The organism is Clostridium beijerinckii, assembly GCF_036699995.1.
In the GTDB taxonomy this organism is placed as follows: domain Bacteria; phylum Bacillota; class Clostridia; order Clostridiales; family Clostridiaceae; genus Clostridium; species Clostridium helianthi.
Window position 1 is genome coordinate 2,758,497 of record NZ_CP144906.1, and the last position, 21,904, is coordinate 2,780,400.

At 29.2% G+C, this 21,904-nt stretch carries 18 protein-coding genes; 14 read left to right on the plus strand and 4 right to left on the minus strand.

Going from position 1 to position 21,904, the window contains the following annotated elements:
• Positions 1 to 150 precede the first annotated feature (150 nt).
• Together PZA12_RS12810 and PZA12_RS12815 are read right to left on the minus strand one after the other, a co-directional pair.
• The gene (locus PZA12_RS12810) at positions 151 to 1,185 is read right to left on the minus strand and encodes a HAMP domain-containing sensor histidine kinase (protein WP_078115584.1); all 1,035 of its coding nucleotides are present in this window, start codon (positions 1,183 to 1,185) and stop codon (positions 151 to 153) included.
• Complete coding sequence (locus tag PZA12_RS12815; protein ID WP_077842923.1) at positions 1,178 to 1,855, minus strand: response regulator transcription factor; 678 nt, start codon at positions 1,853 to 1,855, stop codon at positions 1,178 to 1,180. The genes PZA12_RS12810 and PZA12_RS12815 overlap by 8 nt, the downstream gene beginning before the upstream one ends.
• A 448-nt stretch (positions 1,856 to 2,303) precedes the next feature.
• Between PZA12_RS12815 and PZA12_RS12820 the strand changes: the two genes are divergently transcribed.
• The 5 genes from PZA12_RS12820 (at position 2,304) to PZA12_RS12840 (ending at position 9,790) form a co-directional block, all read left to right on the plus strand.
• A complete protein-coding gene (locus PZA12_RS12820) occupies positions 2,304 to 2,927 on the plus strand; it encodes a TetR/AcrR family transcriptional regulator (protein WP_338481386.1) in 624 nt (207 codons plus the stop codon).
• A 59-nt stretch (positions 2,928 to 2,986) separates the two neighbouring features.
• Positions 2,987 to 4,282: an efflux RND transporter periplasmic adaptor subunit gene (locus PZA12_RS12825; RefSeq protein WP_078115582.1), complete on the plus strand. Its 1,296-nt coding sequence runs from the start codon at positions 2,987 to 2,989 to the stop codon at positions 4,280 to 4,282.
• Positions 4,283 to 4,294: 12 nt separating this feature from the next.
• Positions 4,295 to 7,387 (plus strand): efflux RND transporter permease subunit, encoded by a 3,093-nt coding sequence (locus tag PZA12_RS12830; protein WP_078115581.1) that lies wholly within the window; start codon positions 4,295 to 4,297, stop codon positions 7,385 to 7,387.
• A gap of 233 nt (positions 7,388 to 7,620) precedes the next feature.
• Positions 7,621 to 8,901: a TolC family protein gene (locus tag PZA12_RS12835; RefSeq protein WP_078115580.1), complete on the plus strand. Its 1,281-nt coding sequence runs from the start codon at positions 7,621 to 7,623 to the stop codon at positions 8,899 to 8,901.
• Between the two features lie 289 nt (positions 8,902 to 9,190).
• On the plus strand, positions 9,191 to 9,790 hold the full coding sequence (locus tag PZA12_RS12840; protein ID WP_206490915.1) for a TetR/AcrR family transcriptional regulator: 600 nt from the start codon (positions 9,191 to 9,193) through the stop codon (positions 9,788 to 9,790).
• 72 nt (positions 9,791 to 9,862) lie between these two features.
• Here the strand turns inward: PZA12_RS12840 and PZA12_RS12845 are convergent, their stop codons facing one another.
• Positions 9,863 to 10,252 (minus strand): thioesterase family protein, encoded by a 390-nt coding sequence (locus PZA12_RS12845; RefSeq protein ID WP_078115578.1) that lies wholly within the window; start codon positions 10,250 to 10,252, stop codon positions 9,863 to 9,865.
• Between the two features lie 412 nt (positions 10,253 to 10,664).
• A complete protein-coding gene (locus tag PZA12_RS12850) occupies positions 10,665 to 10,814 on the minus strand; it encodes a hypothetical protein (protein ID WP_171771423.1) in 150 nt (49 codons plus the stop codon).
• Between the two features lie 431 nt (positions 10,815 to 11,245).
• Here PZA12_RS12850 and PZA12_RS12855 point away from each other — a divergent pair, with 431 nt between their 5' ends.
• From PZA12_RS12855 to PZA12_RS12895, 9 genes are all read left to right on the plus strand, one after another.
• A complete protein-coding gene (locus tag PZA12_RS12855; RefSeq protein WP_078115577.1) occupies positions 11,246 to 12,706 on the plus strand; it encodes a GH25 family lysozyme in 1,461 nt (486 codons plus the stop codon).
• A gap of 409 nt (positions 12,707 to 13,115) precedes the next feature.
• The gene (locus tag PZA12_RS12860; protein ID WP_078115576.1) at positions 13,116 to 13,802 is read left to right on the plus strand and encodes a hypothetical protein; all 687 of its coding nucleotides are present in this window, start codon (positions 13,116 to 13,118) and stop codon (positions 13,800 to 13,802) included.
• 214 nt (positions 13,803 to 14,016) lie between these two features.
• On the plus strand, positions 14,017 to 15,270 hold the full coding sequence (locus tag PZA12_RS12865; protein ID WP_078115575.1) for a hypothetical protein: 1,254 nt from the start codon (positions 14,017 to 14,019) through the stop codon (positions 15,268 to 15,270).
• 11 nt (positions 15,271 to 15,281) lie between these two features.
• Positions 15,282 to 15,968 carry a response regulator transcription factor gene (locus PZA12_RS12870; RefSeq protein WP_078115574.1) on the plus strand — a complete coding sequence of 229 codons (687 nt, stop codon included), beginning with the start codon at positions 15,282 to 15,284 and terminating at the stop codon, positions 15,966 to 15,968.
• Positions 15,969 to 15,972: 4 nt separating this feature from the next.
• Positions 15,973 to 17,346 (plus strand): sensor histidine kinase, encoded by a 1,374-nt coding sequence (locus tag PZA12_RS12875; protein WP_103699342.1) that lies wholly within the window; start codon positions 15,973 to 15,975, stop codon positions 17,344 to 17,346.
• 309 nt (positions 17,347 to 17,655) lie between these two features.
• Positions 17,656 to 18,453: a ribonuclease H family protein gene (locus tag PZA12_RS12880; RefSeq protein WP_077842935.1), complete on the plus strand. Its 798-nt coding sequence runs from the start codon at positions 17,656 to 17,658 to the stop codon at positions 18,451 to 18,453.
• Positions 18,454 to 18,546: 93 nt separating this feature from the next.
• Positions 18,547 to 20,358 carry an SEC-C metal-binding domain-containing protein gene (locus PZA12_RS12885; protein WP_078115572.1) on the plus strand — a complete coding sequence of 604 codons (1,812 nt, stop codon included), beginning with the start codon at positions 18,547 to 18,549 and terminating at the stop codon, positions 20,356 to 20,358.
• 289 nt (positions 20,359 to 20,647) lie between these two features.
• Positions 20,648 to 20,932, plus strand: a complete 285-nt coding sequence (locus PZA12_RS12890) for a GNAT family N-acetyltransferase (protein WP_078115768.1) — start codon at positions 20,648 to 20,650, stop codon at positions 20,930 to 20,932.
• Between the two features lie 20 nt (positions 20,933 to 20,952).
• Positions 20,953 to 21,870, plus strand: coding sequence for a DUF523 domain-containing protein (locus PZA12_RS12895; protein WP_103699341.1), 918 nt, complete (start codon positions 20,953 to 20,955; stop codon positions 21,868 to 21,870).
• The last annotated feature ends 34 nt before the right edge of the window (positions 21,871 to 21,904 follow it).

Here is a 21,904-nt window from a genome sequence, read left to right on the forward strand (position 1 = left end):
GATACGGATGAAAGTTGAAAAATAAAAATCGTCAAGCAAAATTAGACTAACTGTATAAAACTAAATTGGATTTTTTTAAAAACTAAGCAGATATAATTTAAGGCTATCTATTCATTAAGATAGCCTTTTTATGTTTATAGAAATTAAAAATTAACATGGTAACTTGATTATAAAAGTAGATCCCTTTTTACATTCACTATATACCTCTATTTCTCCACCACATAAGTCAACAATTCTTTTTACTAGTGCTAATCCCAAACCATTGCCTTCAGAAGAATGTGATTTATCGCCTTGATAAAACTTATCAAAGATATGCTTTTGTGTATCTTCGTTCATACCTATACCATTATCTGAAATGTTTGTTGTAATCCAGTTTTTATCTTTCTTTAAAGTGCATCTAATAGTACCATATTCAGGTGTGAATTTTATTGCATTACTAAGTATGTTTATCCATACTTGCATCAACAGTTCTTCATTTCCATGAAAAGTAATTGAGTCTAAATCTATATCTAAGTCAATATTTTTGTTGGACCATTTGGATTCTAAAAGCAATAGAGTTTGTCTTAGCTGCTCATCTAATTTGAATTTACTTCTTTCTGCTATTATATCTTGATTCTCTAATCTTGAAATCTGTAATATGCTGCCAACTAAGCTTGTTAGCCTTTTTGTATTATTTAATATTTTATCTGTATATTTAGACTTTTCTTCTTTACTTAGATTGTTATCCTGTAGCAAAGTTGTGTAACCTTCAATAGATGCAAGGGGAGTCTTGAATTCATGCGATACATTAGCAATAAAGTCACTTCGAAAGGTTTCTATGTTGTTTAGCTCGTCTACCATAATATTAAAGTTCTGAGACATTTTTTTTAGCTCTTCAACGTAGTAATACTTATCTTCATCTAATTTGATATTAAAATTACCTTTTCCGACTTCCATAATTGCTTCGCTAAATTTTACTAGTGGAGCTAATATTTTTTTGCCTATTATAGCTGATATGGTTGTCCCAACTATTATACTAATTATAGATAGATCGATAATTGGCCAAAGAAACTTATTAGCTTCCGAAGAGAAATTTGGATGAAAGATTATGGCTAAAATTGCAGTAAGCACTGATGATACAAACATTATTGAAAAAATAATAAATGAAAAGACTAAGCCTAATTTTAAATTTGGTTTATCATTCATAATTTTTTACCACCTTATATCCGAGTCCTCTTACAGTCAAGATATCAAAATCTATGTTATTTTTAAAGCGATCACGCAAACGGTTAATATGTACATCTACTGTTCTTATATCAGTTTCAGAATCAAGTCCCCAAAATTCATCCATAAGTTCTTGTCTTGTGAATATGCGATTAGGATATGAAATAAGCTTATATAGAATATAAAATTCCTTTTGTGGAAGGACTGTTGCCTCACCATTTTGATATACTGATAAGGAATCATATTCAAGCATGGTATCACCAACGATTTGCTTTCTTTCACTAATAATCTGAGCTCTTCTAAGTAATGCACCTACTCTTAACACCATTTCGTTAACATCAATTGGTTTAACCATGTAGTCATCAATTCCAAGAAGAAAACCACGTTGCTTATCCTGAAAGCTTTCCTTAGCTGTAATCATTAATATAGGTAGATTAAATTGAGCATCACGAATAGATTTTATTAGTTCAAAACCATCCATATTTGGCATCATGATATCAGAAATAATTAAATCAATATATTCCTTATCCAAAACATTAAGCGCTTCGATTCCATCTTTCGCACTAGTAGTTTTATAGCCATTTTTAAGTAAAACAGTTGAAAATAATTCTCTTAACTCTTTGTCGTCTTCTACAATCAAAATATGAAACATTTGGATACCTCCCTCGTATGCACTAATTATACTTTTTTTTATCTATGTTTAAAAGTATCATATTTATATATCAATTCAAGTATTTAATTATATATAAAATATTTACTGTAATAATTAAATTTGAAATAAATAGAAAAGTTTAAATTCAGTTAATAATTCTATGATACACTCCATATTAAAATAACATAAGTAGCAAATGATAGCTATAGATAAATAATAATCCAAACAATTTTAGGCTGATATGTTTTGTAAATCATAAAAATTAAGATATTTTTTAGGTTACAAACAAAGTATAAAAATTAAAAGTATGGTATTATTTTCATGTACATATAAAATGTTTCAATGATTTATTTGCATGTGAATCATTGACTGTCTGGTCGGTCATTTAAATAAAGTGTGAATATAATGAGTCAGTAATTTATTGTAATACAGTATTTTTATAAGTGAGGTGATTTTTTTGGCAAGATTGAAAAATAAGGAAAATGAAATTCTTGCCGCTGCAATAGACATATTTTTTAAAAAAGGTTTTTCGGGAACTAATATGCAGGATATTGCAGACAAGGCACAGATAGGTAAGGGTACAATATATGAATACTTTAGAAGTAAAGATGATTTATTTGTACAAGCTTTAAAGTACGACCATAGAAATTTCACTATAAATGCAAATCAGAAGATATCACAAGAAGAATCATTTCTTAAAAAGCTAGGAAAGCTTATAGAATTAACTGAGCATGCTATTATAGAAAGGGCTGGAAGGATAAGTTATTATATAACAAATGAGATTTCAGAATTAAATCCTGAAGCAAAACGTGATCTTGAAAATTTTATAAAAGATATAAAAAGAAATGGAAAAAATATTACATACAATATTCTAAAGCAAGGTATCGAAGAGGGGGAGGTAATGGATACAGGCATAGACATTGATTTTGCTACAAATGTTATAGGAGGAATGGTGGCATTACATTGTCATCGGACTTGTCATGAAAATTATTATTCAGTAGAACAAAGAAGAGAGGAAAATGAAAAGCTGATAAGTTTTATTATGGGTGGAATTGGTACAAAGAAAAATTAAATTTATAATATATAAATTAACAAAATAAACTATATGTTTACAGATTAGGAGTGTGAAACATGAAAAATGTAAAAAAAATAGTTATATATGCTGTAATTGTTATAGCTGTAATAGGTTGTGCTGCAGTAGCTAAAACTAAGTTATTCACAGCTAAAAAACAAGCAACCACTGCTGTTGCAGCTAGTAAAACAGCTGTTGAAGCGCTGGTAGTGAAATCAGAGGAAAAAAGTTTAGGGGATTCATATAAAGCAACCTTAGAAGCCTATCAGCAAGGGATTATAACTAGTAAGATAGCAGCAAAGGTTGTTAATGTGTCTGTTGAAAATGGACAATATGTGAATGCTGGTGATACTATAGCTACGCTAGATGACCAAGATATACAAAATAGTATAAAAACCGCACAAGCTCAGGTGCAAGTTAGTGAGCAACAACTAAATTCAACACAACAGCAACTAAATTCATCGCAGGTAACGCTGCAGAAATTGCAAATTCTTATGGATGATGCACAGCGTAATTATGACAGGCAAAAGACACTTTTTGATGGAGGTGCTATATCAAAAACAGATCTTGAGTCATCAGAAAAAGCTCTAAACACTTCTAAAGCAGATTATAGTTCAGGATTAGCAAGTATTGAATCGGCAAAAGCAAGCATTGAAAGTTCAAAAGCAAGTTTAGAAGCACAAAAGGTAAATTTGCAAAAGGCTCAAAGCGATTTAGCTAACACAGTGATTAAAGCGCCTATAAGTGGCGTAATAAGCGATAAAGTTTTAAATGTAGGGCAGATGGCATCTCAAGGAGCAGCTCTTGCAAAGGTTAATGATATATCCTCTGTATATGCAACAATACAAGTACCGCAAGAAAAAATAGGAGGAGTACAGATAGGTCAAGCTGCAACAATTACAGTAGATGGAAGTGATAAAACTTATAATGGAACTGTTCAAACTATAGATTCAGCTGCAGATGCTACAACTAGAGTATTTAATTGTAAAATAAAAATAGATAATAGTGATAAATCATTACTGCCTGGTATATTTGCAAAGGCTCAGCTTATTAGTGATCAAAAAACACAGGTTTTAACTGTTCCAATTAATGCTTTAGTTGGTAATGAAGGGGATTATTCTGTTTTCATAAATGATAATGGAACAGCTAAAAAACAAAAAGTAACTATTGGAGAAACAAATCAAAACAGTGTTGAAATAACAGATGGCATTAAAGATGGAGATCAAGTAATTTGCACAAATACAAGTACTATTCAAGATGGTAGTGAAGTAGACGTAGCTATAAAGGAAGATAATAATTCAGATAAAGCAGCTTCTGAACAAGATGGCAGTGCAGACGATGCAACAACTAAATAGGAGGGATAATAAATGAATATAGCAAATATTAGCATTAAAAGACCCGTATTTATATCAGTTATAATGATTGTCCTTACTATATTGGGGTTTGTATCTTACAAAAAATTAGCACTTAATGATATGCCAAACGCTGATTTACCATATGTTTCAGTAGTTGTTACAGAGAATGGGGCAACACCGGAAGAAATTGAAAGTAAAATAACAAAAAAAGTAGAAGATTCAGTACAACAAATTTCTGGAGTTCAAAATATAACTTCAAGTGTAAGCTCAGGAATGTCACAAACTGTTATAGAATTTGACTTGAGCAAAGATAGTAAGGTTGCTGCACAAGAAGTTAGAGATAAGATTTCAAGTGCTCGAGGACAGTTACCAACTGATATCAATGATCCAGTTGTCTCAAATTTTGATATGTCAGCAACATCAATCATATCTATAGCTGTTTATGGTTCAAGTGATAATCAAGAAATGGCAGACTTTGTAGATAATACTTTAAAAACAAAGTTATATACAGTATCTGGTGTTGGAGCAATAAATGTATCTGGTGAGGATACAAGGGAAATTCACATAAAGCTAGATAATAATAAATTATTACAATATGGCCTTACATCAAGTGCTGTAGTAAATAGTATTAGAAATGATAATATTGATCAATCCACTGGAAAAGTTACAGATGGAGATAATGAGATATCTATTACAACAACTAGTAAAATACAAAAAGTAGAAGATTTTAAGAATATTTTAGTATCTAATAAAAATGGCACAGAAATTAGGATAAGGGATATTGCAACAGTTGAAAATGGGATTGAAGAGAGAAAAAGTCAGGCTTATTATCAAGGCAATCCATCAATTGGTATTGATATAGTTAAGCAATCTGGTGCTAATACGGTAGAAGTTGCTAAAGACGCTAAAGCAGCATTAGAACAAGTTAAAGCTTCACTACCTAAGGGCATGCATGCTGATATTGTTAGTGATAATTCAACATCTATACGAGATACAGTAGATGATGTTATGAATACTATCATAGAGGGATGTATATTAGCAGTTGTTATTGTATTCTTGTTCTTAAATGAATGGGAAAGTACACTTATAAGTGCATCATCTCTTCCAATATCTATAATAACTACGTTTGTATGTATGAAAGAGATGAACTTTACACTAAACACTATGTCTCTAATGGCATTATCACTGGCAGTAGGACTTTTAATTGATGACTCTATAGTTGTTATAGAAAACATTGTACGACATTTGCATATGGGAAAACGTCCAATTGAAGCAGCTAAAGATGCTACGTCAGAAATCGGATTTGCAGTAATTGCAACAACTTTAGCTGTTATCGCTGTATTTTTACCTTTAGCAATGATAGAAGGAATTATTGGAAAGTTTTTCATAGAATTCTCACTTACAATTGTTTTTAGTATGGCGGTTTCATTATTTGTATCATTTACTCTTGTACCGATGATGTCTTCTAGAATGCTTAACTCAGAAAGAAGAGAGAGTAAAACATTTGTTGGTAAGTTTTTCAAGGGGTTTAATAGTAAATTTGATACATTAGCTGAAAAATATTCACATTTATTAGCTTATCTTCTTCATAAAAGATTAATAGTTTTAGCTGTTTGTGGGGTTATGTTTATAGCAAGTCTTGCCCTTATTCCATCATTAGGTTTTACTATGATACCTATAACTGATAAAGGACAGATAACTGTTAGTGCTAACTTTGATTCTGGCATAACGTTAGATACTGCAAGTCAAGAGACTAAACAGATTGAAGAGATAATTAAGAAGAATCCAGAAGTTCAATATTTATACTCAACAGTTACTAATAGCAAAGCAACAGTTAACATTACATTGGTAGATAAGAAACAGCGTAAGATCACCTCAAGAGATATGGCACAAAAACTTGGAACCGATCTAAAGGTACTACCTGGAATGGAGGTTACAGCATCAGCCGCATCTATGGGTGGAGGAGGCGGAGGCTCTTCTAAAGATGTAACGTATGACCTTGTTGGTAGTGATAGAGCAAAAGTTCAAGCTTTTGCAGAAAAAATGAAAGCAGAGATTGCTAAGGATCCTCAGGCAAGCGATGTAGGTGTTAATACTAACTCAGGTACACCGGAAGTAAAGATGACTGTAGATCGTGATAAGGCAGCCGATTTAGGCGTTAATAGTTCAGATGTTGCAAGCACTTTGGCTACATTATTTAATGGGTCAACTGTAACTAAATATGATGGTGGAAAAGATAGATATGATGTTAAGGTAATGTTACAAGATGGTGAGCGTAAAAATCTTAATAACCTAGATGGAATTTATGTTTCTGGTTCAAATAATAAGCTGGTTCCTATAACGGATGTAACTAAAAAAGTTGTTGGGACAACTTCTTCAACATTACACAGATACAATAAACAGGCACAAGTTGAACTTTCTTGTAATGTAAAAAGTTTGGCTACAGGTACTTTCAAAGATAAATATTTAGCTAAGATAAAAAGTGAATTGCCACCAGGAGTTTCATTATCTGTTGGAGGATCAATGGGAAGCATGCAGAAGAGTATGGATAGTTTAGTGCAAAATGCAGTTTTATCAGTTCTTCTACTATATTTGGTTATGGCAGCTCAATTTGAAAGTTTTGTTGATCCTATAGCTATAATGTTTGCTTTACCACTTGCAATGATTGGAGCAATAATAGGATTATTTGCTGGTGGAAGTCAATTAAGTATGATAGCCATGATAGGTATCATAATGCTTATGGGACTCGTTGCTAAAAATGGTATCTTGCTGGTTGATGCTGCGAAAGAAAGGATCAAAGAGGGAATGCCTAGGAATGAAGCATTAGTCCAAGCTGGGCTTGTAAGATTGCGTCCGATAGTTATGACTACTTTAGCCATGATATTTGGTATGATTCCTACAGCAATAGCTACAGGAGCAGGTACTGAAATGCGTAAGCCGATGGCACAAGCAGTAATTGGAGGATTAATCACTTCAACAATATTAACATTATTCGTAGTTCCAATAGTTTATACGCTACTTGATGGATTAAAGAGAAGATTTGCAAAAAAAATTCGTAGAAAAAAATCAACTCCAATTGATAGTGAATCAAATGTAAGCATATAACAAAGAAATCACTAATATTAATAAGATCATACTAAAATTAAGTTTTAGTATGATCCATATATAAAGTGTATTAGTTTAAATACAAGGTTCAGGAGTAAATCCTAAATTATGACTACATTTACTAAACAATAAAATTGTAGTAAAATAAAGCTACAACAGAAAAATAATCTAGTAAATAAAAAGAGAATTCGAATTTATATTAAAATAAATATTAATGAAGAGGAGATTTATACATGAGAAAAAATATAAATAAGATAATAGCATTTGCAATAGGGATTAGTGTTATGAGTGGTAGCGTTGTACCAGCACTTGCAGCAGATTCAACTCAACAAACAACTACTAGTACAAGCACTGCAACAAATTCACAAATCGTAAACGGAAAGCCATTACTTACTTTAGATGAAGCTGTAAAAGAGGCAATCAGCATAAGCGAAATATTACAACTTGATACTAGTAAAATAACTTACCAAGATAAAACTAATGATATAAATGAAGACTTGGATGATTATAAAGATGTTAGTGGAGACGAAGAAGATTTTAATGATGATACTAGAGACGCTAATGCAAATAAAGCTAGGCAACAAAGGGATTTTGATCAAGATGCTTTAATACAAAAAGTTACTAAAGCATATAATAATATCGTTACAAGTCAAATGAAAATAGATAAAGCCGGAAAAGAATTGCAAATTAAAAACAAGACATTAAACGATGCAAAACTTAAAAGCAGTCTAGGAATGGTAACATCAAGTGATTTGAAATCAACTGAACTTGAAATTCAAAATTTACAAATAACACAGAAAACAAGTGAAAATACATTAAAGGACGCTGAATATAGCTTTAAAGTATTGACAGGTAAGGATGTAACACAATATACTTTGGAACAAGATATTCCTTATGAAACATTAAAAATAGATGGATCTATAGATACTTACCTAGATAAAGTTATAGATAACTATTTAAAATATAGGGAACAAATACTTAAGCTTAAGAAAGATCATTATTATGATTCCGATAATAAAATAAGTGACGGCGATGTAAGTGATGCAAAAAAAATAACAGATGAAGCTCAAGAACCTAAATTAAGTGATTATAACGGAAATATTGAAGCTTATCTCACAGATTACAATAAATATCAAGCTGCTAAAAGTGCATATGCAAATGCCATATCGGCACGTTTAACTTATTTAGGTAATAGACTTAGTGTAGATCAAGAACAAACAAGTATAGATGAGGACAAAAAGAACTTTAAAAATCAACTAAGAACACTTTATACAAATCTTATTACAGCACAAGATAATATTAATTATATTAAGCAAAATATAGAATTAAGCAACAAGAACCTTAGTGATGCAAAACTTAAATATGACTTAGGAATGATAACTGAATCTGCTTATAATTCCCAAGTTTTGAGCAGTGAAGATCTAAATATTCAATTAAGAAGCCAAATTGATGCTTATAACACGCTAAAGCAAGAAATTCAAAAACCTTGGATAGCATTTTCAGGAGCACAATAGAATTAATATAAAGAACATTTATAATACTTAAATAAATATTAGATTAGTTACAAATCTGATGGTTAAAATAAAACATATTAATTTAAATTTCAGATCTTTAGAGAGCTAAAGACTTCAAGAATATATTCATACTAATTACCATATTAATAAAAGTAATTAGTATGAATTATTATAATATATAAAAGTTCAGTGGAATTAAGACAGTACAAACTAAGTTTAGATTATAATATTTAGTTTGTTTTTTTTATTAATGGTGGAAAATGTTAAATAAAAAAGGGAGAATTTTAGGGTGGAAATTAAAGAAAAAATTTTAAAGTCATCTATCAAATTATTTATGGAAAATGGTTTTTTTGAAGTATCTATTAGAGATATTTTTAAACAAATTAACATAAATAAAAGTGCTTTTTATAAGTATTTTAAAAGTAAAGATGAGCTTATATATAAAGTGATAGAAGAATTTTGTTCTCCATACTTTGATGAAATTATAGGCGCTACCAATTTATGTAATGAATCCACAAAAAAAAAGCTGAAAACAATTTTTATAAAATATTGTGGAATAATACCATATTTAAAAAAGATTCTAAATATAAATAGATTTAATTATATTGCTGTCACATTTATAACAATTGAAGGATTAAAAAGTTATGAAAATAGAAATCTAGTAAATGATTTTAACCATATATTATTAGAAGGAATAGACAATGTTGTAGAAGAAGGAAAGGAATTAGGCGAGATTTTGCCAGAAATTGATTCTCTATCAACATCAAAGAGTATTGTGTCGATGTTGCAAAGTTCTATGGTACTTTGGGCAATGAATCAAAATATCGATATAAATTTATTATTCAAAACTAATTTTAAATATTTATGGAAAAGTATCGGAGTAAGTTGAATTTAAATCAATTTTAAAGCAATAACTATATTTAAAGAGAGAGTCTCTTTAAATATAGTTATTATCATTTATTTAGCAATTTTTAGTTTTTCTCATAAAATCTTCTGAGTTTACAATAAACCTTATATGAGAACCTTTTCCGATAGTACCTTGGTCATCACTTGCTTCCACATCAAAAAATAATTTTTTCCCATCTACTTTTGTAAGAGTAGCTTTGCATTTTATATTTGCGCCAATTGGAGATGATTTAATATGTTTGACACTCATATCAATTCCCACTGTAGTATAGCCACTTGGAAGTTCCTCTATTACTAAACTTTTTGATGCATTTTCCATTAGAGCAATCATAGCAGGGGTTGCATAGACTTCTAGATCACCTGATCCCATTTTTATAGCTGTTTCATTTTCTGTAACTTTAAACTCTTTGATATATGAAGTACCTTCAGTTAAATTAAATTCCATCTAACACCACTTCTCCTCTCAATAAATATAGATTCATTATTAAATATGTTTCATTATAATAATTTTATAGTACTAAATATTTTCATACTTTTCAAGAATAATAAAAATTGGTAAGGATTAAGAAAAAGATTGTAGTTTTTTAAAGAGAGGTTTTTAATATTAAAATAAAACATTTTTTTGATATTTATGGTTTTAAGTATAAATTGTTTTAAAGTTAAAAAGGAAAGTTTATGAAAATTAAATATGAAACATAATAAAAAAGTGAGTAAGAAACTAAACCAATTATATTTCAAAGGTTTATTAGAAATTGTTAACAAAAAATAACTAGCAGATTAAATTCTACTAGTTATTTTTTCTATATGCACACGTAAATATTTACTATTAATAAGTTGTATATATTAAAAATATAATTTTATCGCCTCAATTTATCTTCGTAAATATCTCTGTTAGAAGATGGAGGAGTTACACGAACATATGCATATTCAGGAGCTTTATACCCTGGACCATATATCAAAAATTCGATAATTTTCTTAGCAAAAGCCTTAGAGAGTATTTTTTTCATTTAACATCACTCCTTACCTATATGTTACATTAATTATATTGGAATATTCGGAAAATTGCAACATTTTATTAATAAATAATAATTATTATCCAGTATAATACATTTTTTTGTAGAATAAAAAAGCATAATAGTTTTTTATTCCACTCTTATTATAAATCTATGTTGTATAGGTTAGATTTATTAATTTTTTCCTATAGTAAATTTTATTTATGCCACTAGATGATAAATAGCGAGTATAATTCCAATGATGATTTATTAAAAGAAGAAATTAGAGAGTTACATAAGAATGTAACTTCTATTATTTCCCTCCATATCCATAGTAAATCAATTGATTGAAAATGACATTAATTGTATAATTTTAGATGAGTTGATTTGAAGCGGATTAAAAAATAACTAAGTACTTAGTGAGAATTAAAAGGAGACTGATCCATGTGAATATTAGAAAGAAACTTACTTCGTTTATACTAGTTTTTTTAATTAGTATAAGTTTTGGACAAGTATTAAATGTACAAGCTGCAACTGCTGATTCAACAATAATATCTAGCAATGCTGTTAACAAGCCATCAGAAGAAATTCCTAATCCAGGTATACCTGAAAATAAGCCTAATGAATTAAATATTATTTATAAATATAGTACCCAAGATATTGAAAATAGTGATGATGGAAAAGTTAATATAACATCAACTATTGGGTGGAAAAAAGAGAATGGATACTGGTATTACTATAAATCCGATAGTACAAGAGCAACTGGGTGGATAAAACCAGATAACAAGTGGTATTATTTAAAATACGATGGAAGAATGGTAACAGGATGGTTTAATGTTAATGGCATATGGTATTATTTAGATCAATCAGGCAGTATGGTTACTGGTTGGAGTAAATTAAATAATGTTTGGTATTTCTTAAACGGTTCAGGGGCAATGGTGACAGGACTAAATAAAATAGATAATAAAATTTATATGTTTTATAGTAGTGGCGCCATGGCTACAGGATGGTATAAATCAGGTGATAATTGGTATTACTCTAGCAGTAGCGGAAGTATGGCAACTGGATGGATTAAAGATAATGGAACTTGGTATTATTTATATGATACTGGTGCAATGGCTAAAGGATGGGTTAATATTGATGGAAAGTGGTATTATTTAAAATCTAGTGGAGCAATGTCAACAGGATGGATAAATTCTGGAAGTGATACTTATTATTTAGATAAATCATCTGGGGCTTTAGTTACAAATTCTACAATAGATGGTTATAAAATTGGTTCTGATGGCAAGAAGATAGGGCCAGGAAATCCAGTCAATAATAATTCTAATACTTTACTAAAAGGGATAGATATTAGTCACTACAATGGGGACATAGATTTTAAAAAAGTTAAAGCTTCAGGAATCCAATGTGTATACATAAAAGCCACAGAAGGGACAACCTATGTTGATAATTATTTAGGAATTAGTTATAATGGAGCTCAAAATGCAGGATTAAAGACAGGTTTTTATCACTTTTTAGTTGGGACAAGCTCTCCTGAGACTCAAGCACGTAATTTTTACAATAGCATAAAAGATAAGAAGAATGACCTAAAACCGGCTTTAGATATAGAACAAGATGGATTTGATGTCATGGGTTATGCATTAAGGTTCATAGATGAATTCAAAAAATTAAGTAATATGGACATTTGTATATATACATATTCAGATTTTATAAAAAATAATTTAGATAGTAGATTATCTAAATATACATTATGGGAAGCAAATTATTATAAGAGTCCATTTAACTTATCAGCTAATAGTGTATGGAATTCTAGAGCAGGACATCAATATACAGATAAAGGTGTTATCGATGGAATCTATGGAGATGTAGACTTAGATGAATTTACACAAGATATTCTTAGCAATTAAATGTTTTACCCAAAAAGCAAGCAAACCAGCTTAAAAGAAAAGCTATCCTTAAAGGATGGCTTTTTTATATGCCTCAAAACGAAAAAATTCTTTATTATAATCAATTAATATTATTGCAATAGAATTTTTTTACTAATTAACAAAGGAATTTACTGAAAGTTTTTACCATAATATTGTAACTTTTTTGTAACGCTTTTAGTTTAAAAATCTTTTATACTTTAGGTAAGATATAGAAAACACTAAAGTATATATTGAGAAAATAATTCTTCATAATAATTCTAAAAATATTACAAGAATTCTAGCCGTAATTGTGAAATGAGCAATGTGGATTGAAACATATATATTTTTTGAATTTCCAAGTAGATTAATTATATACAAAAAATAACAAAAATTAGTTAGGAGAATAATTATGATAAATAAAATTGAAAAGAGATTTAAACTATTGTTTTCAGCGGCCATAATAGGTGTTATCATTATAAGTTCTGCAAGCATAGTTGGATGTAGTCCTAAAAAGTCGTCTGAAATAGATCTTGAAAATAAAGAAGTGTCAGTTGAGAAAGTTTCAGAAAATAGCAATCAAACAGAAGGTGAAAAGATATCAGAAGAAGTAGTTAGTATTGAAAAATCTAGTAATAATGAGGATAATAAAGAAATAGTAGCTTCACAAGTAAAAAAGAAAAATGATTCAGTAAAAATAATTGAAGATAGCAAGTCTATGGATGCCTCAAAGTCGGATAATGGAAAGAATAATTTTACAGAATATATGAATCTATTAGATTTGAGTAAAGAAAAACTTATAAGCACATTAAATGAAAAGCCAAGTTCTATCGGAGAAGGTGGAGTGGAATTTAAAAAAGCCGGTATTAGAGTTTGGTTTGATCAGAAAAATAATGATAAGGTAGAGCAAATCTTTATTATAAGAAATGACTTGAATTTAAATGGTGTAAAGATTGGTGATAAGATAAGTAGATTTAAAGAAGTTTTTGGGAATCCAGTCAGTGATAAAAATGGAGACGCACATTTTAAGTATAACAATATATTTTTATCTGTAAATTATGATGCAAACACAGGACAAACCTATGCGATATATATTTAAAAAAATGATTTTTAGTAAATTGAAAACAACTTTCTTATTTTAAAATTATAGGATGATAGCTAAAAGCCAAGTATTGAAGCACAGGCATTTAATGAAAAATACAATAAAACGTATAGTTCATATAATCGTTAAAAATTATGGATATGAAGTAATTATATATCATATATAAGGTAACACTAAATAATAACAGAATGAAAAATGGGGGGAATATGTTATGAGAAAATGTGCAAGAGTTATAATACTGATTATTTCTTTAGGGAGTATTATAACAGGCTGTGGGAATGTTGTAAACGCAACTAGCTTAATTCAAGCCCCTATGCTCGAAAATGTAGAAGAAAATGAAATTAATAAAGAGCTAAAAGAAATTTTAATGGCTGACAGCGAATTACTAGTCACTAAGAATTCACAAGAAAAACAAAGTATTTTTATGGATGATATTGATAAAGATGGTAAAAATGAAGCATTTGTATTATATAGGGATATGAAAGAAAATAGACAAGTTCATCTATTAGTGCTTAAGGAAGAAAATGAAAAATGGAATAAAATACTTGATATAGCCACTGATTTTAATATTCTAGATTATTTTAGTCTTAAAGATCTTGATGGAGATGGGAAAAAAGAAGTGATTTTAGGTGTGTCAGTATCAGATTCTGAACCAAGTAAACAGTTATTTATATATGAATTGAATGGAAAAGAATTAGTTAATAAAGTTAATCGTACTTACGAATGGATAGATATATCGGATTGCAATGAAGATAATAAACCTGATGTTATAATAATTGATGGAGAAATAGGCAAATCAAAAACAGCAGAAATGTTTAATTATGAAAATAATCAATTGAAATCTCACACATTTGTGGGGCTAAATCCTGAGGGTGTAATTGAAAATGTCGTTAGTGGAAAATTAGCAGATGGGAATAATGCGTTATTCATTGATAGTGCATTAGGGGCCCATTCAATGTTAACTGAAATTGTTACTTGCGATAGAGGAAGATTTATTAAAATTGGAGATGAAAATGATGGTATTTTATTTAAGGCTTACCCATTATATAGTAGAGATATAAACAATGACGGTATTATAGATGTTGGAGGAATGTATATTCCTAAAGGTTTTGAAGATGCAGCGATGGCAGAAATCCCTTTTATTTATACTTACTCTGATTATAGAGAAGATGGAACACATGAAATTGTAGAAGAAAGATATACAGATAGTGTACAGCATTTCTATATTACAATTCCCTCCAAGTGGCATGGTAAAGTTACAATTCAAAAGCTTGATCAAAGTGTTAGACTTATAGATAATGAAAGTCAGGATAATTTATTTGAAGTAAAATGGATAAGCAAAAGTTCATATGGTGAGAACAAAACCAAGCTTGGAGAAACGAAGGATATTATATTTTATGATGATATTAAAGAAGAACAGCCTATTTTAAAGGAAAATTTTCATTTACTTAAAGATGAATTTTAATGGAGGAAAATATGGAAACAATTCTTGTCGTTGAGGATGAACTGTCTATTAGAAGTTTTATATGCCTAAATTTAAGAAAGAAAAAGTACGAAGTTCTAGAAGCTGAGAATGGAGAAGAGGCCTTATCTATTTTTAATAATAGAAAGATTGATATTGTCTTATTAGATTTAATGCTCCCAGGAATTGATGGATTTGAGGTGTGTCAGAAAATTAGAGATATAAGTCAATATGTTGGAATTATTATGCTAACGGCACGATCTCAGGAAGAAGATAGAGTAAAAGGGCTTGTAGAAGGGGCTGACGATTACTTACTAAAACCATTTAGCATGGTTGAGCTAGAGGCAAGAATTATTTCGTTAGCACGAAGGTTGAATCATGTATATTCAAAGAAAGAAAGTTCAGTTATTAAATCAGGACCATTTGAGCTTGATGTAATAAATAAAAAAGTATCTCGACTTGGAAAGGATATCAAAGTAACTCCAACAGAATATTGCTTGCTTCAATTTTTAATAAATAATAAGAATAAGGTATTTACACGAAATGATATTTTGGATGAAGTTTGGGGAATAAATTATGTTGGTGATGAAAAAGTTGTCGATGTAAATATAAGACGTATACGAAGGAAAATAGAGAATGATCCATCAGCTCCAGAGTATTTACGCACGGATTGGGGATATGGGTACTTGTGGAAGGAGTGAAACTATGAAGCGAAGGATTATTGTTTACTTTATGATCATTAGTTTACTTACCTTAAGTCTTGTAATGATAGGTTTTGGAATTGGAATAAGACAATATTATTATCAGGGAATTGCTAATACATTTCAGAGTCAAGCAGAGGCGATTCCTTCTGTGTTAGCAAGAGAAACTGATTTTACTAATAAAAGCTTGGCGGAATTCAGTGATGAAATTATTAAAAATTATCAGATTAATGGATCTGAACTACAACTATTAAAAAGAAATGGTGAATTAATCCAATCATCTACAGGTTTTTATGAAGATAGAACGTATTCTATAGATTCTGATGTACTAGATTTGAAAACTACATATAAAATTGAGAAAAATTCATATTCAGGTCAGAAAATTATGGCAGTATATACGCCTCTTGTTTTTGACGGGCAAGTATTAGGAATTTTGCGGTATACAACATCATTAACACAAGTAAATGCTTTAATTATTAATCTATTAATTTATGGAATTATTATCTGCATTTTTATTGCTGTTATTGTGTTTTTTGTAAGTTTGCGTTTAGGGAATATAATTGTAGAACCGTTAAATGATATTATCAATTTTACAAAGAAAATAGCAGATGGAAAATACAAGGAAAAGATTAAGGATACTTATCCAAATGAACTTGGAGAAATAGCAAAAACGCTTAACTATATGGGCGATGAAATATTAAAAACTGATCGTTTAAAGAATGATTTTATATCATCAATTTCTCATGAGCTTAGGACACCTTTGACAGGAATTAAGGGATGGATTGAAACTATGCGAGATCAAGACGAATTATCGGATGAGGAATTTAAATTTGGTTTGGGAATTATTAATGATGAATCAGATCGGCTTATTAGCTTGGTGGAGAATCTTTTAGATTTTTCAAGATACCAGTCAGATAGAATTAAACTAATATTATCTGATGTCAAGATGGACAAAATTATTCGTGAAGTGATGTTCCAGCTTCAAAAGAAAGCAGAAAAAAAGGAAATTAAATTAGTGGTTGAAACGCACCCAGCAATTATTATAGCAGATGGTGATAGATTGAGGCAAGTCATACTAAATGTATTAGATAACGCAATTAAGTTCTCATATAAAAATAGTAAAATCTACGTAATTCAATCAGTTAGCAAAGAGTGTATTTTAATTAAAATTAGCGATACAGGTATTGGAATTAAAAAACAGGATATAAATCATGTTATGGAATCATTCTATAAAATCGATCCTAAATCCATTGGCGCAGGGCTTGGATTAGTCATTTCTAATAATATTATAGGTATGCATAATGGCATTCTTAAAATTGATAGTGAATATGGGAAGGGAACAACAGTGACAATTTCACTTCCGCTAGCAAAAGTTTAAATTATACGTAAATGCTTAGATTAAATTAATACTTATTAGCTGAAATTTTAGGTGATATAGAAAATTTCAGCTTTAATTTTGTTATAATGATGTATACATCAGTAAGTTTTATGATATAAAAGAAAATATAAAGAAGTTATTATTAAAATGAACGATGATTTTGAATTTACTGTACCTATGATAAAATACATGTTACAACGATAAATATATATTTAAAGCTTTAGTAAGTCAAATCCTTAGTCAAGGCTACAATGTAGAAACCTAATTGTGATATATATAATGAGATATTTGTTTTAAGGAGTAATTTTTATGAAAATGATGCTTTTTACACTAGAAATAATAGATGAAGAAAATAATAACTATAAAATTAAAGTCAGTAATGGTACTGAGGACTCCTTAGTAGAATTCAATCCTTTAAAAAAAGAACTACATTTTATAGATAATAACAACTTAAGTGATTTTTTTAAAGGTCAGGAATACCAATTTAGGAAAATGCTCCATAATAAGCGTCCAGATACATATTATGTAGGGTTTAATGTAAAAGTAGTTATAAGAGAAGATAAAGATGTAGCTGCTTTTAATGATAGGAGTAAAATATTAGTCTTAGATAAACGAAACAGTAATTATGATAGTTATGCAATAGAAGAAAGTAAGGCTGAGGAAAGAATCTATAAGATCTATACAGATGCTAGTTATTTTGAGAAGAAAAATCATGGTGGATTTGCTTTTATAATAGAAGATTTGAAAGGAAATTATAATTTATATACAGAAAAAGTGAAAGACATAGGAAGCAGCCAAGCTGAACTCGAAGCAGCTATAAAAGCCCTTGAATTATTAAAAGATGTTGAAAAGATAAGAATAATAACTGATAGCCAGTATGTAAGAAAAGGACTCACAGAATGGTTACCTATATGGAAGTTGAATGACTTTAAAACTATTAATGGAGAACCAGCTAAGAATATAGAAAAATGGCTTGCTTTTGATAAGGCTTGTAATGGAAAATATATTGAATTTCAGTGGGTAAAGGCACATTCTAACCATTTTGAAAATTCCCTCTGTGACATGTATGCCAAGGATATAGCTAATAAAAATTCAACCAGCTATTAATTAAAAAATTTGCAGACAAACATAATGTTAGTATATAATTGTGCATGTTGGAATTTTATATAGTAATTATATTATTTAAGAGGAGATTTAGTCGTGCAAGGTAGATGTTATTATTGTAATAAGGAATTAACTGAAAGAACAATTAAAAGACATGCAAAGAGTTGTTCAGTAATGAAAAAATCAATTGAAGAAAAAATGAATCAGGCTAAAGAGGTAAGAGAACAATTCATAATATCCATGAAAGATAAGTATAATCCTAGTTTATATTGTATTTATGTTTCTATAGATGCAAAGTTGCAGCTTCAGCATTTGGACAAATTTATAAGAGATATATGGGTAGAGTGTTGTGGACATTTAAGTGCGTTTCATATTGATGAAGAAATATATCATGATAATAGTGATGAACAATATGAGATGAATTTTTATTTAAAAGATGTATTAAATATTAATAAAAAGTTCGAATATGAATATGATTTTGGCTCAACTACTTATTTGACTTTAGAAGTTGTAGATATAATACAGGTTCCAAGTGAATTTAGCCAGGTAGAAGTTATTGCTAGAAATAATCCAGAAGAAGGTAAGTTTAATAATTCTCCAAGAGATGGGGTTTGTGGGTATATAGGAAATAAAGATGCAGAAAAAGAATACTTGCCTGGAAATAATAAGAAATACAAAGTTAGCAATAAAAAGCCTATACATAACAATGATGCTTTCTCAGATTTTGATTATTCTGAACAAATGATAGAGAATGATTTTTTAAAACATCATAATAAATTTACAAATAGTTTTATACATACGTTTTTTAAGGAGACATATTCTTTTGATCTAGAAGAATTGATCAAGCCATATCCTAAAAAGGAAATTTGTAGTCTAGCAGAAAACATTGGTCTTAAATTATCATATAATTTAAATAAGAATCAGGTAATTGAAAGATATATCGATGAATATGAGAATTATATTAGAAATAAAATGCATGTGATTAATGATGATATGTATAGAATATTATTAAAATACATTAAGAATAATGGAATAATTTCGATTTCTGATAATGAAGCAGAAAACTATGCGGATAAACATGCTTTTTTTATGAATCAAGGGATGGTATTTCCTTGCTTAAAAGATAGAAAACCAATCTTATTAATGCCCGAAGTAATGCAGGCAATTGTTAAGCAAAGTGATACTTTAGAGTTTAGAAAGTTAATGAAGAAAAATAGTGAAATCATGAATATCTTTAGAGGTATGATTAAGTTATATGGTGTTCTTTGTTTTGAAGATGTTAAAGGATTAATGAAAAGATATGACAATGTAGAAGAGCAAATATTGTTATCTATATTAGAAGAAGGATCTTTTTATTATAATAATGAATATTATGGTACAATTGATGATGATGGAAAAATTATATTCGTTAATGTAGAAATAGAGGATTATGAAGAAATATTAAATAATATAGACAACAATTTGGATTATTCTATGATTAGTAAAGATGATCTAATCTCCATGTCTAACGAAGATTATTTGGAAAGAAGTAGTATTGGGAGGAAGTTTTCAAAAGAATTTTCATCTATGTTTTTAGTTGATAAAAATGATGCTGCTGGAACTATGAATATGTTGGCCTTGGATATACAATATAGAAATTCTGAAGAAATACTTGAAGATATAATTAATGGAATAGATGCAAAACTTGACAAGGAAGATGAAATTAGGGTATTTAACATTGTTAATAAATTTATTAATAATATACCATTATGGAAATATAAAGGTGCAACTATAAATGAAAAATCAGGAAATAATAAAACAATTGAAAGCAAAAAAGAGGTTGGAAGAAATGATCCATGCCCATGTCAAAGCGGAAAGAAGTATAAGAAGTGCTGTGGACGTAATGGAAACGTGATTCAATTGTTTTAACAAATTTTAGGTATGCAAATAAATGATGTATGGAATTTTGTATAATGTTGCTTTTAGACAAATATATTAACATTATTTTGAATATAGTACGAGGAATAAGGGGTTATCAAAGATAGCTCCTTATTTTTTGAGTGGAAAAAAGTAAATGGTGAATTAAATTAAAAAAAGTATAAAAATTCGACATTAAAATGATATTTGGGTATGATATAATAGCACTGTGGATATATAAGGAATTACTAAAGGGTTTTGTAAAATGAATAAAATTATGGAGAGGATGGTGTTTTGTATTATGTTTGATATTAAAAAGGGATTGAATAAATTCTATATCGGAGAAACGGAAGAAAATACGTTAGCAGAAGTAATATTAAGTGATACTAGTAAGGATATAATAAAAATTGAGCATACTTTTGTAGGTGAAAAGTTGAAGGGCAAAGGAGCAGGCAAACTTTTAATAAGAAAAGTTGTAGATTTTGCGATAGAAGAAAATAAGAAGATAATACCAGTATGTGTTTTTGCAGAAAAGGAATTTGATAAAAATAAAGAGTATGAGAGTGTTTTATACAAAAACGATTAATGGGTTTAAAGAGGTGTTATATGGAGAAAGTACTGAAGAAAAAATTAAAAGTAGGTATAAGTGAATGCTGCTTTGGAGCAAAAGTAAGATATAATGGTAAAGGATTTGATTATGTAAAAAATTTTGGTAGGGAAAATGAGCAATTTGTATTTTATCCTATGTGCCCTGAATGTCTTGCTGGATTAGGGGTACCTAGAACACCTATAAGTATAAAGGGTGGTAGTGGACAAGATGTTTTAGAAGGCAAGGCAAAGATTAAAAATAAAACTGGTGAAGATGTTACAGAAAAGCTTATAAAAGCATGTAACTTTTGTTTAGAATTATTGAATAGTGAGGATATATATATTTATATGTACAAGGAGGGTAGTCCAAGTTGCGGAGTATATAGGACTACTCTTAAGGACAAAAGACTTGGAAACCCACCTGGAGTATTAGGGGCGATGTTGCTTAAAGAAGGATTCTTTTTAGTATGTGCAGATGATTTAGAAAGCCCAATAAAAAGGTGGGATATAAGAAGAAGATTAAACGCTTTTGTTTGGGCAAGAGAAGTAGAAATAGAGAATAAAAATCAACTTTATAATGTATGGCATGCTCTAAAATTTTTATGTCAAGAATTAGATGAGAAGGCGGCTAGAAGTTTAGGAAATAAGTTATCAAATTTAAACGATACTCAAAAAGAAGATATTGAAAAATACAGACAACTGATCCTTGATATTATTAGAAAGCCATCAAATTTAAGTAGAATAAAGGCATGGTTATGGAAAAATTATAGCTACTACAGAAAATATAAAGGTATAGAACTTGATATAGTGAAAGAGCCAACAGATCTAAGATCAAATACAATTTTGGCTGAAGAACTAATTAAGCTAGAAAACAAACTATATAATGAAGGGTATTCCTTTGGATCTAGTCCAATTCTTTATAGAGGAAAAAGATAAAAAATGCATATTGTGTATAAAAATGTAGAAATAA